This window comes from Helicobacter cynogastricus, from assembly GCF_900197855.1.
GTDB lineage: Bacteria > Campylobacterota > Campylobacteria > Campylobacterales > Helicobacteraceae > Helicobacter > Helicobacter cynogastricus.
In genome coordinates, this window is the sequence record NZ_FZMQ01000011.1 from 152,758 (window position 1) to 167,738 (window position 14,981).

The window sequence follows — 14,981 nt, forward strand, 5'->3', positions numbered from 1 at the left end:
ACATGGCAGATTGGAACGCTTCTTTTTTGCGCTTAAAACGCGCTCTGCCCTCCAGTCTGCTAACTTTGCATACCATGATCGAGCAGGGCGGTTATCAAGCATGTATCGTGGGGGGAAGTGTGCGCGATCTGCTCTTGGGTAAAAAGCCCAAAGATTACGATCTAGCCTCTAGCGCGACTCCAGACCAGTTAAAAGCTCTCCTAGAGGGCATAGAGGGGATAAAAATTATAGAGCTAGGGCGCGCCTTTGGCACTTTAGGAGTGAGCTTTGAGGGCTGGCTTTTTGAGATCACCACTTTTAGGCAGGAGGGAGAATATAGAGATCACCGCCACCCTAGCGCATTAAGATTTGTAGAGTCTATAGAAAGCGACTTAGCACGGCGTGATTTCACCATCAACGCCCTAGCCCTCCACCCTCAAAAAGGACTTTTAGATTTATATGGTGGGTTGGAAGATTTAAAAAAGGGGGTTTTAAGATTAGTGGGTGATCCGACTTTGCGCCTGCAAGAGGACGCTTTGCGGATTTTACGCGCTTTGCGTTTTGCTAGCGTGCTAGGTTTTAGTTTGGAAGACGCTACTCAAAAAGCTCTATGGAAACAAGCTCCCTTATTAACACACATCGCCAAAGAGCGCATCTGCATGGAGTTTTTTAAACTCTTGTTGGGGGATTTTGTGCGCTCTTGTGCGCCTTTTCAATCTCTCTTAGAAAAGACTTTAAAAGCGCGCTTAAAGCCCTTAGAGGGATTAGAAAACACCCCTTTGAATTTGCGCGCGCGCTTGCTCTATTTAGCCCAATCTTGGGATACCCAAACCCTGCGTGATTTTTGCACACGTTTAAAATTTTCTAAAAAACTCACCCAATCCTTACACAAACTGCATGCCCACCTCCCCTTAGAGCCTAAAGAGCCTCTCCGCCTTTGGCTCAAAACACAATTACAAAGTTTGTATTTAGGCGAACTGCGCGCTTTGCTAGGCTTTTATCAAACCCAAGACCCCGTTTTAAGCGCGCGCTTAAAAAGTGAACTTAAAGATATTTTGCACAAACGCGAAGCTTATGCGTTGCGCCATTTGGCGATCAAGGGCACGGACTTGTTAGAACTTGGTTTTCAAGGCGCGCAAGTGGGCGTGCTTTTAATAGCGTGTTTGGAGGGGGTAATGTGCGGGGTTGTGTGCAATCAGAGAGAAGCGTTATTGCAATATGCCAAAGAATGCCCCGTGTTAAGAGAAAATTAGTTAAAATGCCTCGCATGTCTAAACTCCAATTTGATAATTTATTATTTTTAGCCCCTTTAGCGGGTTATACGGATTTGCCTTTTAGAAGTGTGGTGAAACGCTTTGGGGTAGATGTAACCGTGAGTGAGATGGTGAGTAGCCACGCGCTCGTGCATGCTTTTGAGAAAACTGCTAAGATGCTAGAGAAATCCCCCCATGAAAACCCCTTTAGCGTGCAAATTGCCGGCTCTAAAGTAGAGATTGTGCAAAGAGCGGTCGAGTTGCTCAACCAGGTGGAAGGAATCGACATTATAGATTTTAATTGTGGTTGCCCAGCCCCCAAAGTGGCCAACCATGGCAATGGGAGCGGACTTCTCAAAGACTTAAAGCATTTGGTTAAGCTCTTAAGCGTAGTGCGCGAGCACACTAATAAACCTTATACCAGCGTGAAAGTGCGCTTAGGCTTTGAGCGCAAAATTCCAGAAGAAATCGCGCATGCGCTCAATGATGCCCCTGTGGATTTTGTGGTGGTGCATGCGCGCACGCGTGCAGATCGCTACAAAAAAGAAAAGATTGATTATGAAAGTGTGCGCTTGATGCGCTCTATCTTAAATAGGCCCTTGATTGTCAATGGGGAGATTGACAGCGTAGCCAAAGCCCAAGAGGTGCGTGCTTATACGGGAGCTCAAGGGGTGATGATCGGGCGGGCTAGTTTGATCAAACCTTGGATTTTTTGGCAGATCAAACACAATACGCAGGAATTACCTCCTGTGCTCAAAAAAGATTTGGTCTTGGAACATTTTGATAAGATGGTGGAATTTTATGGAGACAGGGGGGTGGTGATGTTTCGCAAGAATTTACACGCCTATGCTAAAGGGCATGCTGGAGCAAGCGCGTTTAAGGGAGTGGTCAATAGCATGAGCGATCCGCTCATCGCACGCGCGCAGGTGGAGGAGTTTTTTAGTCAAGCGCAAGATTTACGCGATCTCCATCAGATTATTTCTTTAAATAACCAAAGTATTTAATCAATGTTTAAAAATTCAATAGTTTTGTGGGTGAGTTTTTTGCCCTTAATGGGGGTGAGCAATCATATTTTTACAGGCGCGCGTTTGGGGGGAAGCTTGGGTTTTAATAGCAGTTATGGCCAACAGGCGAGCATGGTTAATCCGAGCACCAAACCGGATGGATCATCTGCCTGCCCTAATAGCAGTTGTAAGGGTGATGAACTTGTGGGTTTTTATACCCATGCCAAACAGCCTAGTTTTGCCTTCACTTACGCGGTGGGTGATGAGCTTTTTTTTGATAAATTGGCTATTAGTGGATTGCGTATTTATGGGACAATGCAATACACTAATGCAACACTAGGAGAGCGTTACAAGGTGGAAAATAAAGGGGGCAAAAATTACGATCCTCAATACATCAAAGCCATCGATCCAACTACCGGAAATGTGATTCCTCAAGCGGTTACAAATGGCAACCCTCCCCCTGATGGCTTTAAAAATGTGGGGGGTGATTTGGCTGTGCCTAATAACTACAGCTCCCCTTGCGCTAGATTGGGTGCAAGTAATCCTCTAGGACTTTGTCCCACTCCAACCCCTCAAGAGAGTTTACTCCAACACCCGTCCAATGCGATCTCTTTGGGTTTAAATGTTGATTTTTTTCTCAATGTGCCTATAGATTACTGGGTGAGAAAGCACAATCCTAAATTTCTCTTTTTGAAGTGGGGCGTGTTTGTGGGTGGGGGTGTGGAATACACAATGTTTTGGAGCGATCGTTTTGTCAATCAGGCGTTGGGCAAGAAAACCCGTTTTTTTGCTGCAGGGAGTGGCTTTTTTGTGAATGTGGGCACACAACTCTATGTAGGCAAGCGTAACCGCCTCACTCTAGGATGGAAGTTTCCTTACTATAAATTCAGCGCGCAAAACTGGTACAACTATGGCAATAGTAATCCTGGCACACAACAAACCTTAACGCAAACTCTGAGCATTACCCCTCTTAGCCAGTTTTTTTTAGGCTATGCGTATCTTTTCTAGCATAGTATTACCGAAAATTTTTTTTAACTTGACTTTTTATTACAAAACAAATACAATCTTTCCCTATTTTTAAACATTAAACATTGAAGGGTACATGATGGGTGAAGGGTTTTCAGCAAAGCTAGTCGGTGAATATGTAGATATTGGGGTTTTTAGCGCACTAGGGATTATGGGGTTTTTGGCACTATGGTTCACTATTGAGCGCATCATCTTTTACGCGCGTATAGACTTTAGCCTTTATGAAGACCCGGATAGATTGGATATGGATTTAACAAAAAATCTCACCATGCTTTATATCATCTACTCTAACGCTCCCTATGTGGGGCTTTTGGGCACGATTTTAGGCGTGATGGTTACTTTTTATGACATGAGCACAAGCGCGACCGGTTTGGACGCTAAAGCCATTACTTTAGGGCTTTCCTTAGCACTTAAAGCCACCGCTTTTGGGTTGTTGGTGGCTATTCCTACCCTAATTGTTTATAATGCCTTTTTGCGCAAGGTAGACATTCTTTCAGAACGCTTTAAACTGCATAAAAAAGGGGCTTAGAACATGAAGGTTAGACTAAGGCGAGGGGACGGCCTAAATGTTGTGCCTTTCATTGATGTAATGCTTGTGCTCTTGGCATTGGTGTTGAGCGTGTCTACTTTTATTGCAGAGGGCAAGATCAAGGTTAATCTCCCTAGTGCAAGCAGTGCACAGAAAATACACCAGGAAGAGAAAAAAATCACCATTGTAGTCAGCAAATCTGATGAGATTTATGTGAATGACAAACCACAAAGTTTAGAGGATTTAAAAAACTTGATCGCCAAGGCCGACCCTAAAACCCTAGTGGATTTGCGTAGCGATAAAGACTCTAAATTTGGCACTTTCATTGAGATTATGGATATTCTCAAAGCTCAAAATCATGAAAACTTCTCCATCTCTACAGCAACAAAGTAAATTTTCTAACCGCGCAGGTTTTTTAAGTGCTGTTGGAGTATATGCCCTAGGCCTGTGGTTTTTCTTGACTAATCCGCCTAAAATAGAGCAATTAGCGCATATGGGCACACAGCGCATGACCATGAGTTTGGCCAGTATTAATACACGCTCTGATCAGCTCCAACATGCCCAAGCTTCTAAGCCCGCAGCACCAGCACCCAAACCTCAAGAAAAACCAAAAAAAGAAGAACATAAACCCCATCATAAACCAAAGCCTCATCCAAAGCCTAAACCCAAACCCGAGCCTAAACCCACCCCTAAACCAGAACCCAAACCACAACCAACCCCAAAACCTACTCCTATCCTCAAACCTGAGCCAAAACCAGAACCCAAACCTGAGCCTAAACCTGAGCCAGCACCTCCCAAACCAGAACCCAAACCCGAGCCAACTCCTCCTAAGCCAGAACCCGCACCCCAGCCTGCCAAGTCTGCACCCCAAGAAACTTCTCACGATGCCAACAGCGATGCCAAACCTGCCAAGAGTGTTACAAAAACTGATCGCAAACAACAAAAACAAGAAGCATCCAACCAGCAATCTGAGGGTGCACAAACAAGTGCTATGGCCTATAACCCCGGGGTAAGTAATGAATTTTTGATGAAAATACAAATGGCCATTTCTTCAAGAAATCGATACCCTCGCATGGCAATGATACGCGGAATTGAGGGAGAAGTGTTGGTGGAATTTGTACTCAATATGGATGGCACGACCACAGATATTAAAGTCGCCAAGAGTTCAGGATCGGATATTTTAAACCATGCGGCTGTGCAGGCAGTCAAAGAGGCTTCTAGGCTCTTTCCTACACCCAAACAAACCGTGCGCCTCAAGATACCCATTGCTTATACTATGAAGGATGAATGAATGTCTGAGTTACTTTATTACACTTAAATTCAGAGATTACAAGCTTAAAGCTAAGGTGCTTGTGCTAGAATTTGACATTCCACTTCATTAAAGATTGGCCATGCTCTACTACCTTTACACCTACTTTAGCGTGAATATTTTCCAATACCTCACCTTTCGTGCGGGTTTGGCCTTTTTTATCAGTTTTTTTGCCTGTGTCTATTTGATGCCTAGATTTATTGCTTGGGCTAAGGCAACCAAGAGAAGTCAGCCCATTTCTAACTACATTCCCCACCAAAATAAGAAAGACACCCCCACGATGGGAGGTATCGTGTTTTTGGGTACGGCCATTATAGCCTCTTTGCTTACGGCCAGATTAGATAATCCATTCGTGCTTTTAGCCATTTTCAGCCTGTTGGCTTTTGGTGCTATTGGCATGCAAGATGATTACACCAAAATTCGTCAAAACAAGAATGCTGGTATTTCTGCACGCCTCAAAATGGGCTTGCTGTTTGTGGTGTCTTTGAGTATTGCTTATTGTCTGTATATTCTAATGGAAGAAAAAAATCTCTATGTGCCCTTTTTGAAAAACCCAGTTTTTTCTTTCCAAGATCATCCTTTCTTGTTGCTAGGTTTTTGGGTGCTTGTTTTTCTCTCTACAACAAACGCCGTTAATTTAACCGATGGTTTAGATGGTTTGGTAACCGTGCCTAGTGTCTGCGCCCTATTAAGTCTCAGTGTTTTTATTTATGTTGTGGGTAATGCAGAGTTTAGTAAATATTTGCTTTACCCAAAGGTCGTACACAGCGGGGAGGTCGTGGTAGTTTCTTCTGCACTGATGGGGGCTTTATTGGGCTTTTTGTGGTTCAATGCTTTTCCAGCAGAAGTTTTTATGGGAGATAGTGGGAGTTTGGGCATTGGAGGTTTTATTGCCTACATGGCTATCATCACCAATAACGAAATTTTATTATTTTTAATCGGTTTAGTTTTTGTATTAGAGGCTACTTCGGTTATCTTGCAGGTGGGGAGCTATAAGGTGCGCAAAAAGCGAATCTTTCGCATGGCACCTTTGCATCACCACTTTGAATCGAAAGGGTGGCCTGAAAATAAGATCATCTTGCGTTTTTGGATTGTGGCTATTCTAAGCAATCTTGTAGCCTTGCTCAGTCTGAAAGTGCGCTAAATTCAGACTTTCTATGTTAGAATGGAAACCTTTAAGTTAGGTTATAGGTGGATGATATGATCTCTCTGCTTGGATATGGGCGCACTAACCGGGCTTTCGCTAACTACCTACACCGGTGTGCCCTTCCTTACCGCATTTATGACGATGCGACCTTGACACCCAAAAGCGATTTGTATGGTCAACCTCTCCTCCCCTCTACTCTTTTTGATCCTCAAATTTCTTGCTTGGAGATTGTCAGCCCCGGATTTCCCCCCAAACACCCCTTAGTTTTGGCTAGTGAACATCTTATTAGCGAATACGACTATGTTGCCTCCCGTGTGTCTGTGCCTAAAACTTGTTTTGTGAGTGGCACGAATGGCAAAACTACCACAACAGAAATGTTAGGTCTGCTTTGTGCCCCTTTTGGAAGTGTTGTGGGGGGCAATATCGGCACGCCCCTCATCAATCTTTTTCCACAAGCCCCGCTATGGATTTTAGAAACCAGCTCTTTTAGCCTACACTACACGCAACGATACGCTCCTCATTACTATGTCTTGCTTCCTCTAGCTCAAGATCATTTAAGTTGGCATGGAAGTTATGAAGCTTATGTAGAAGCAAAGTTAAAACCTCTGCGCCTCATGGACAAAAAAAGCCCCGTGTTTCTGCAAGCGAGTCTTAGAGATCATGTTTTAGTGCGTGAGGCCAAAGACCTTGATCTAATTTTTTATGAAGATTCAAACCACTTAGCTAAGAATATGGGTTTAGATAGCTCGCGTGTGCGCTTTAAAGAGCCTTTCTTGCTCGATGCTTTATTGGCCTTGAGCGCAACTAAACTGATGACAGGGCAGGTAGATTACGATCGCCTCAATAGCTACACTCTAAAACCCCATCGCCTAGAAAAGATCACCGATTCACAAGGTCGCACATGGATCAATGACAGCAAGGCAACTAATGTAGATGCCACTCTTAAGGCTTTAGCATGTTTTACAGATTCCTTTGTGCATTTGATTGTAGGGGGGGACACTAAAGGGGTGGATTTGACCCCGCTCTTTGAGGTTTTAACCGGTATGCAAACGCGCATTTACACCATTGGGGCTAGCGCACACTTGATGGTTGAGATGGCTAATCAATATGGCGTAAGCGCGCTATTATGTGGAGATTTAGCGCACGCGGTGGACGCAATTAAAATCTCTTTAAAAGAGGATCAAGTCGCGCTTCTTTCACCTAGTGCGGCTAGTCTAGATCAGTTCAGCTCTTATCAAGAGCGGGGCGATCTCTTTAGGGCATGTGTGTTAGCCCCATGAAGCTCCTACGCATCCTTTTCCTCTGCCTTGTGTGTGCGTGTTCTTTGGCGCGCGCAGAGAGCGATCCAGATACCATTGATCTTTATTTGCTTTTAAAACAGATTAATCAGCTTAACCAAGTGATTGCCCGCTATGAGCAAGACCCCACAAAACGCTCAGAAATTCCCCTCTATAGCGATCAAAAAAATGATCTCATCCATACCTTTGCACTCCGCCTACTCAATAGTCAAGAACAAATAGGTATCAATATCAAAGCTAACCTAGAACAGCAACATAAGCTCAAAAAGGCCTTACTTAAGAGCAGTCATACGAATGATATTTTCGTGTATATGCGCAGCACTCTCGAGCTCAAAACCTTAGAAGCTGATCAGCAGATGTATGATTTTCTAAAAAAGTTACGCACTTCTCTTGACTTTTTTAGTCAAGAGAAGGATATTAATGCACTCAGCATGGCTACCCTGCTTAAATTCGAGGATGCTTCTTCTAGGCATTATGTGATCCCAGCCAACCTTGATTCTATCAAAGCGCAACAGCTCCAAGAGCTTTTAAGCGACTACAAACTCAAGCTTAAAACCTACTTAGAAGTGCTTCACTATATCCACAAACATCCCCGTCAGGTTCTTGCTAAGAATATCCTCTTTAATATTGATATGCAATGGGTTTTGGAGCGTATTGCTACCACCATTAATAAGTTTTTTCCCTCTTCACATGGGTTACAAAGTGCTAAGATTTTACTTTCCCTTGTCTTGTTGCTCTTTTTGCTTGCCTTAAGAAAGCTCATTACTACACTTTTTATCCGCTTTTTAGATCTCTTTGTGCGCTTCAGTCGTAAAAATGAACAGGTGCAGCAAAGAATCCGCAATAGCATTATCACCCCCATTTCCACTTTTTTACTCATCTATAGCTTTGACATTTCTATAGATATTTTGCACTATCCTCACCCCGCTCCCATTAAATTTAATATGTATCTGGGTGTAATTTACATCTCTTTGCTAGGTTGGCTGGGAATTGCGCTATTTAAAGCTTATGGTGCTGCTCTTTTAGCTAGTTTGGCTTCTAAGAAGAACGGCTTCAGGCGAGAAGTGGTGAATCTTATTTTGAAAGTGGCTTATTTCTTCATCGTTACCATCACAATTTTGGCTATGCTCAAACAGCTAGGTTTCAATATTTCGGCCATCATCGCTTCTTTGGGCATCGGTGGTTTGGCAGTCGCTTTGGCGGTTAAGGATTTACTAGCCAATTTCTTTGCCTCTGTGATCTTGCTTTTAGACAATTCTTTTGGGCAGGGAGATTGGATTGTGTGCGGGGAGGTAGAAGGGACGGTGGTAGAGATGGGACTTAGACGCACCACGGTGAGAGGCTTTGATAATGCCCTTTTATTTGTGCCTAACTCAGAACTAGCAGGTAGGTCTATTCGTAACTGGAATCGCCGCAAAGTGGGGCGCAGAATCAAAATGAGTATTGGTCTTACCTATGGCTCTACTAGGGAGCAACTCAGTCAATGTGTGCTAGCAATCCGCACGATGCTAGAGGAACATCCCCATATTGCTAAGGTTTCCGATTTGGATGCCTCTGCAAAACGCGAGCTGAGTGCCCAGCACGATTATATGATGGATCGTGAACACATCGTTTCTATTGATGACTTAATGGGCTACAAATCTAACTTATTTGTTTTTGTAGATAATTTTGGAGACAGCTCGATCAATATTCTAGTTTATTGTTTCTCCAAAAGTGTCGTTTGGGGAGAATGGTTAGCTATTAAGGAAGATGTTATGCTAAAAATCATGCAAATTGTAGAGGGGCTGGGCTTGAGCTTTGCCTTCCCTTCTCAAAGTGTTTATTTAGAAAGTGTGCCAAAAAGCCTGCAATCCCCACTCAAGGATTTAAATGCCTAAGTTAAAACTTGGAACTAAAAGCGTCTTGATGATGTCCATCATTTTGATTGCTTCTTTTGTGGCGTTGGGGGCTTATTTTGTCCATGAAACCACTGAGGTTTTACTCCATAATGCCAATGTATCAGTTACTAAACAGGCTTCTAATAAAGTTGACAAGATTACCTTAGACCTTAATGCTGTAACGCAATCTTTACTCAATTACACCACCTATTTTTCCGGTCATGGTTTTGCATTTTTAAAAAATGCTAAAGAACAAAGCCTGCAAGATAATGTTAAAAAATTAGTGCTCAATAAAGAGTTTGTACGTGAAGCGTGGTTAGTTTTTCTGCATGAAAAACAACCCTATTTCAGTTACGAAGCCTTTGAAAGACCTGATGGTAGCGTGGGCTTATATAGCAATACGCCGATCATTTTGCAATCTCCATTGCTTAAAAAGGTGATCTCTACAGGGCGACCTGCTCGCCGTTCCACTGGGCCAACCCTCCTGCTTAATGGCAAACAACATTTTGGTTATGTCATGGCTATGCCTATTTTTGATGTGCATCAAGAGCTTGTTGCTGTAGCTGGTGTGTTTGTGAGTATAGAAATGGTGCAGGATCGGTATTTTCCTACAACAGGTATTGAAAATGGATTTTTCATGGGAGGGGGCAATCGTCTTTTTGCAATCAATCGCGATCATAGTCTTCAAGGTAGAGATTTTCGCGATGTGATGAAGGGTCAAGAAGTGCAAGAGATTGAGGAGTTCAGAGAAAACGCCCCTCCCAATAGCCAAAAACTCACAAATTTTTATTCTGAAGTGTTGCACTCAGAAGCAATTTTGGCTCTTTATACTTTCCGCCCTCTGAAAGCCATCCCTCAAGATCATAACTGGATGATTGGTGCGGTTATCTCCAAAAAAGAGCTTTATCGCATGTCTCGCGCATGCGTCTTGGAGTAGCAGGCATTATTGCAGCCATTTATGTTGTTACGATGATCGCAGTCTTTTTCTATATGCGTCATAGTATTGTGCGCCGTATCGCACGCGTGTCCAGAACTCTTAGAAGTTTCTTCAAACTTCTTAATCATGAAGAGAATGTTGAAATTGTGATGCTTGAGCCTAAAGGTACGGATGAGATCGCAGATATGTTGCGCTCGATTAACAAAAACATCACCAATATCCAAGAAACATTTAAGAATGACAACGCGGTGATGCAAGATGTAACTTCTGTGGCACTTGCAATAGAGCGGGGAAATATCACCCGGCGCGTGTACGCGCAGGCCAAGACCCCTAGTCTCTCTGAATTGATACTGACAACTAACGCGATGATTGCCTTTTTGGAGCGGCGCGTAGGTGGGGATTTAAATGCGATCTTAGAAGTTGTACGCGCTTATCAAAATTTAGATTTTACTTCTAAGATTCCACACCCCAAAGGTGATTTTGAGGTCGCTACCAACCAATTAGGTAGCGAGATCGTGGCGATGTTGCGCACCTCCTTAAATTTTGCCAATATCCTCAATACAAAGTGTCAAGGTTTAAAATCTAGTATGGACGAACTTGTAGCTCAGTCTGCACAACAATCCAAAGAGATCAAGCACACGACACAGAGCATTGAGACAATCACTCAAAATATTGCTGCTGTGAGTAGTAAGAGCGACTCGATGATTGCTCAAAGTCATGAAATTAAAAGCGTGGTAGAGATGATTTCTGACATCGCCGATCAAACCAATTTATTAGCTTTAAATGCCTCTATTGAAGCTGCAAGAGCTGGAGAACATGGCAGAGGTTTTGCTGTGGTGGCTGATGAAGTGAGAAAACTAGCCGAGAGAACACAAAAATCTCTAGGAGAGATTGAGAGCAATATCAATGTTTTGGTACAAAGCATTGCAGATAACTCTATGGCGATCAAAGAACAAGCCGATGCTGTGTTGGATATTAATCAAGTGATTGCACAATTTGATGCCAATTTAAGCCATAATGTTAGCATCGCTAATAAGTGTTTGGATATTAGCAAAGATATTGAGGCTGTTGCTACGGATATTTTAGATGATACTAATAAAAAGAAATTTTAAGGATCAACGTGCCACAACTCACAACTCACAACTCACAACTCACAACTCACAACTCACAACTCACAACTCACAACTCACAACTCACAACTCACAACTCACAACTCACAACTCACAACTCACAACTCACAACTCACAACTCACAACTCACAACTCATTTACAAAGGCCATCATATTCAAACTTTTTAAAGCGTTGCTGTCAAATCACTAAATAAAGGGAAGCTGCATGGTTAAAAATATGAAATTAGGCACAAAGGTTATTTTGGTGATCTCTTTGGTGCTACTTTTTGCGTATGGGGTTTTAGGCGCGGTTTTGCTGACGAATGCGACCACTATGCTTAGGGACAATGCTGAGAAAATCTTGAGGGAACAAACCACGATCAAGGCTAGCACGCTTGTGCGTGCATTGCGCAATATCAGCCGTGCTATCACAAATTTCACAAGCTATATGGCATCTAACCCTAAAATTTTATTAGAGGATGCCAAAATACAGGCCATGCTCACTAACCTTATTGAAACCAATGATAGGGGGCACATTCGTGAGGCTTTCCTAGTTACTCTAGATTCGCAATCCAATCCTCAGAAAAATTTGGGAGTTTTTAAAACAAAGGATAACAAGGTTGAAGTTTTCCACAATAGCACTAATATCGCCGAATCAGCTATAGTGCACAAGGTGTTAGAAACTAAAGATGGTGCTAGAAGTCCTACAGCATTGATAAAAGCCCTAAATGGAGACACAATTTTTGGTAACACCATCGCCTTACCCATCACGCGTGATGGAAAAATGATCGCTGTTGTAGGCATACTGATTGACTTTGAGCGCATCCAAGAACAATTCTTTCCTAAGGGGGAACAAAATGGCTTCTTACTTGGACGGCGTGATACTATTCTAGCCCTCCATGCCGATCACGGCGTTCAGGGCCGTAACTTTTTAGATGTGATGAAAGATGCTAGCGCACAAAAGATCATTGAGTTTCGCAAAGAAGCTAGACCCGGAGATTTAGCGATTGTGGAATGGTATTCTAGTATCTTTAAAGCCCCAACCATTGCTACTCTTTATGCCTTTGCTCCCTTTTCTAAAATTTTGCCCAATGTCAATTTTAATTGGGTGATTGCGTCTGTATTGGATAAGAAAAAGGTGTTTGGCGATTTGTATGTGATGCGTAAAATCATCATTCTTGGTGGCCTCTTAACAATGATTTGTATCATTATCGCGCTCTATTTCTTCCTACACAATCAGGTGCTGAGGCGTCTCCAACGCATGGGGGGCATGCTCGAATCTTTCTTTAAATTCTTGCGCCATGAAGGCGAGAATGTCCAATTTTATCAGGTAGTTTACAACGACGAGATTGGAAAAATGTCTGAAGGCATTATGGAGAATGTCCGCCGAATCCAAACCACCTTTAACATTGACAACAAGATGGTAGGTCAGGCCACTTTGAGTGCTACTAATGTAGAAAAAGGCTTGATTGTAGCTAAGAGCTTGCAATGCGAGCAGGGAACTACTCCTCAAATTTGCGAACTCATTACAACCCTGCACACCATGATCGCTAGTTTAGAAAAAAATGTCGGATCGGATTTACAAAAAATCTTAAGTGTAGTGCATGCTTATCAAAATTTAGATTTTACAAGCAATATTGAAAATGCAAGCGGAGATGTGGAACTAGCCATTAATCAATTAGGTACAGAGATCACAAAAATGCTCCATGTGTCTTTAAGTTTTGCTAACGCTTTGAGTGAAAAAGCTGTCGGTCTTAAATCCAGTATGGACAAATTGGCGCAAAACTCAGCACAACAAAGTCAAGAAATCAAAAACACCACAGAAAGCATTGAAACCATCACTCAACGCATTAGCGATGTGAGCGATAAGAGCGATAGCATGATTGCTCAAAGTCAAGAGATTAAAAGCGTGGTAGAGATGATTAGAGATATTGCCGATCAAACAAACTTGCTTGCGCTCAATGCAGCTATTGAAGCTGCAAGAGCTGGAGAACATGGCAGAGGTTTTGCTGTGGTGGCTGATGAAGTGAGAAAACTAGCCGAGAGAACACAAAAATCTCTAGGAGAGATTGAGAGCAATATCAATGTTTTGGTACAAAGCATTGCAGATAACTCTATGGCGATCAAAGAACAAGCCGATGCTGTGTTGGATATTAATCAAGTGATTGCCCGTTTTGATGGAAATTTAAGTCATAATATTGAAATCGCCAATGAATGTTTGAGCATAAGCAAGGATGTCCAACGCATCGCCACAGATATTTTGGAGGATACGAACAAAAAGAAGTTTTAGGGGCTTATTTCCCCTTATAAGTCGCTACCCTGCCAGTGAGGCGGATTCTATCCCGCCCAAAGGTCTTCCCAATGATTTCATAACGCGGAAAAATGATGGTATCACACTTATTATCCGCGATGGCCTTATTGAGCAACATTTCGTAGATATGAGGATTGGACGGATCGTAGGGAATCTCCGCACTGACAACACGCCCTATATTAAAATCATTGGCATTGAAATAAATAGTATATTGAAAGCCTTGCACTCTGGCATCTATGACCGGTGAGCAACCAGTAAAAAGTAAGCCGCCCAAAACGCCCCCGACCATGGCCAAAAAAACCTTTTTGTACACGAAAAATCCCCTTGGTTTTTTACCTAGATTTTACCAAAAGAATTTGAATTTCCCCCTCCTTACTTGCCTAAAACCTATTTCCCAAAGCGTCCGCCAGTGGTAGGATAACCATAAATAGACCCGTCTTTGATTTTCATGTGGTCTTCCCATGGGAGTTTGTATTTTCCAGCGGCCAAATCTTTGATATAGGTCAAGCCCGCATCGCTTTCGCCTCCGGGTTTGGCGACATACCCACGATGGCCTAAGTTGTAAATGTTATTCTCTAAGCCCCAGCTCAAGCGGGCGTTGTCAGCCATTTTGGGGTAAATCTCGCCCGTAACAATTTCCCAAGGATTGCGATGCCCTTGAACAAGAGTGGTGCCATCAAAGTTACAGATTTGTCCTTCTCCAAAGTAGTAAAAGACATTATCATACCCCGCCAAATTCACGCTCACGGTGTACATTAGGTTATGCCATGCATTGGAGCGGTTGGTGAGAATCCACTGGTCATTAACTTGAGTGCTATAACCAGAGATGCGGATATAAACATTGCACCCCTTATAGGCGGCTTCACGCGCTAGCTCAGGGATCATGCCATCATGGCAAATACACACAGCCAGTTTTGAGCCACCCGGACCCTCACACACAGGCATACCCAAATCTCCGGGATACCAAGGTTCAATAGGATTCCAAGGGAAGAGTTTGCGGTATTTTAAAACAATCTCACCCTTAGGATTAATAATAATAGCGGTGTTGTAAGGATTTTTATTAGGATCAGGATTGCGCTCCATCACAGAGAACACCCCAAAGACTCCCGCCTCTTTACACGCCTGCGCGTACATTTGAGTTTCTTTGCCGGGAACATCTAAGAGAAACTCCTCACTAAGCCACTTAGCRGTCTKAGTTGGAG

14 protein-coding genes are annotated in these 14,981 nt (G+C 43.0%); 12 read left to right on the top strand and 2 right to left on the bottom strand.

Annotated features, from left to right (window positions below; genetic code table 11):
* Positions 1–2: 2 nt before the first annotated feature.
* From C6H00_RS05880 to C6H00_RS09135, 12 genes are all read left to right on the top strand, one after another.
* On the top strand, positions 3–1,232 hold the full coding sequence (locus tag C6H00_RS05880; protein WP_104750073.1) for a CCA tRNA nucleotidyltransferase: 1,230 nt from the start codon (positions 3–5) through the stop codon (positions 1,230–1,232).
* A gap of 14 nt (positions 1,233–1,246) precedes the next feature.
* Positions 1,247–2,236: a tRNA dihydrouridine synthase gene (locus C6H00_RS05885; protein WP_104750161.1), complete on the top strand. Its 990-nt coding sequence runs from the start codon at positions 1,247–1,249 to the stop codon at positions 2,234–2,236.
* Between the two features lie 3 nt (positions 2,237–2,239).
* On the top strand, positions 2,240–3,244 hold the full coding sequence (locus C6H00_RS05890) for an outer membrane beta-barrel protein (protein ID WP_104750074.1): 1,005 nt from the start codon (positions 2,240–2,242) through the stop codon (positions 3,242–3,244).
* A 97-nt stretch (positions 3,245–3,341) separates the two neighbouring features.
* Positions 3,342–3,791, top strand: a complete 450-nt coding sequence (exbB, locus tag C6H00_RS05895; RefSeq protein WP_104750075.1) for a TonB-system energizer ExbB — start codon at positions 3,342–3,344, stop codon at positions 3,789–3,791.
* Positions 3,792–3,794: 3 nt separating this feature from the next.
* Positions 3,795–4,184, top strand: a complete 390-nt coding sequence (gene exbD, locus C6H00_RS05900; RefSeq protein ID WP_104750076.1) for a TonB system transport protein ExbD — start codon at positions 3,795–3,797, stop codon at positions 4,182–4,184.
* The gene (locus C6H00_RS05905) at positions 4,150–5,082 is read left to right on the top strand and encodes an energy transducer TonB (RefSeq protein WP_104750077.1); all 933 of its coding nucleotides are present in this window, start codon (positions 4,150–4,152) and stop codon (positions 5,080–5,082) included. The genes exbD and C6H00_RS05905 overlap by 35 nt, the downstream gene beginning before the upstream one ends.
* A 100-nt stretch (positions 5,083–5,182) precedes the next feature.
* A complete protein-coding gene (gene mraY, locus C6H00_RS05910; protein ID WP_104750078.1) occupies positions 5,183–6,244 on the top strand; it encodes a phospho-N-acetylmuramoyl-pentapeptide-transferase in 1,062 nt (353 codons plus the stop codon).
* Between the two features lie 56 nt (positions 6,245–6,300).
* The gene (gene murD / locus C6H00_RS05915) at positions 6,301–7,527 is read left to right on the top strand and encodes a UDP-N-acetylmuramoyl-L-alanine--D-glutamate ligase (RefSeq protein WP_104750079.1); all 1,227 of its coding nucleotides are present in this window, start codon (positions 6,301–6,303) and stop codon (positions 7,525–7,527) included.
* The gene (locus tag C6H00_RS05920; RefSeq protein ID WP_199769206.1) at positions 7,524–9,422 is read left to right on the top strand and encodes a mechanosensitive ion channel family protein; all 1,899 of its coding nucleotides are present in this window, start codon (positions 7,524–7,526) and stop codon (positions 9,420–9,422) included. Before murD ends, C6H00_RS05920 begins: the two co-directional genes overlap by 4 nt.
* Positions 9,415–10,359, top strand: a complete 945-nt coding sequence (locus tag C6H00_RS08555; RefSeq protein ID WP_158655738.1) for a cache domain-containing protein — start codon at positions 9,415–9,417, stop codon at positions 10,357–10,359. The genes C6H00_RS05920 and C6H00_RS08555 overlap by 8 nt, the downstream gene beginning before the upstream one ends.
* Positions 10,344–11,471 (top strand): methyl-accepting chemotaxis protein, encoded by a 1,128-nt coding sequence (locus tag C6H00_RS09080; protein ID WP_158655739.1) that lies wholly within the window; start codon positions 10,344–10,346, stop codon positions 11,469–11,471. The genes C6H00_RS08555 and C6H00_RS09080 overlap by 16 nt, the downstream gene beginning before the upstream one ends.
* Positions 11,472–13,233: 1,762 nt before the next feature.
* Entirely contained in the window at positions 13,234–13,758 is a 525-nt protein-coding gene (locus C6H00_RS09135) for a methyl-accepting chemotaxis protein (protein WP_267892003.1), read from the top strand.
* A gap of 4 nt (positions 13,759–13,762) precedes the next feature.
* On the opposite strand, the gene C6H00_RS05935 is transcribed toward C6H00_RS09135, so the two are convergent.
* Both C6H00_RS05935 and C6H00_RS05940 read right to left on the bottom strand, forming a co-directional pair.
* Positions 13,763–14,092, bottom strand: a complete 330-nt coding sequence (locus C6H00_RS05935; protein ID WP_104750081.1) for a hypothetical protein — start codon at positions 14,090–14,092, stop codon at positions 13,763–13,765.
* Positions 14,093–14,166: 74 nt separating this feature from the next.
* The coding region (locus tag C6H00_RS05940) for a formamidase (protein ID WP_104750082.1) at positions 14,167–14,981 on the bottom strand (815 nt) is incomplete at its 5' end.

Coding starts and splice junctions, on each gene's coding strand:
- C6H00_RS05885 (WP_104750161.1), top strand. CDS start 1,247: ATGTCTAAACTCCAATTTGATAATTTATTATTTTTAGCCCCTTTAGCG.
- C6H00_RS05880 (WP_104750073.1), top strand. CDS start 3: ATGGCAGATTGGAACGCTTCTTTTTTGCGCTTAAAACGCGCTCTGCCC.
- mraY (WP_104750078.1), top strand. CDS start 5,183: ATGCTCTACTACCTTTACACCTACTTTAGCGTGAATATTTTCCAATAC.
- C6H00_RS05920 (WP_199769206.1), top strand. CDS start 7,524: ATGAAGCTCCTACGCATCCTTTTCCTCTGCCTTGTGTGTGCGTGTTCT.
- C6H00_RS08555 (WP_158655738.1), top strand. CDS start 9,415: ATGCCTAAGTTAAAACTTGGAACTAAAAGCGTCTTGATGATGTCCATC.
- C6H00_RS09080 (WP_158655739.1), top strand. CDS start 10,344: ATGCGTCTTGGAGTAGCAGGCATTATTGCAGCCATTTATGTTGTTACG.
- exbB (WP_104750075.1), top strand. CDS start 3,342: ATGGGTGAAGGGTTTTCAGCAAAGCTAGTCGGTGAATATGTAGATATT.
- murD (WP_104750079.1), top strand. CDS start 6,301: ATGATCTCTCTGCTTGGATATGGGCGCACTAACCGGGCTTTCGCTAAC.
- C6H00_RS09135 (WP_267892003.1), top strand. CDS start 13,234: ATGGACAAATTGGCGCAAAACTCAGCACAACAAAGTCAAGAAATCAAA.
- C6H00_RS05905 (WP_104750077.1), top strand. CDS start 4,150: ATGAAAACTTCTCCATCTCTACAGCAACAAAGTAAATTTTCTAACCGC.
- C6H00_RS05890 (WP_104750074.1), top strand. CDS start 2,240: ATGTTTAAAAATTCAATAGTTTTGTGGGTGAGTTTTTTGCCCTTAATG.
- exbD (WP_104750076.1), top strand. CDS start 3,795: ATGAAGGTTAGACTAAGGCGAGGGGACGGCCTAAATGTTGTGCCTTTC.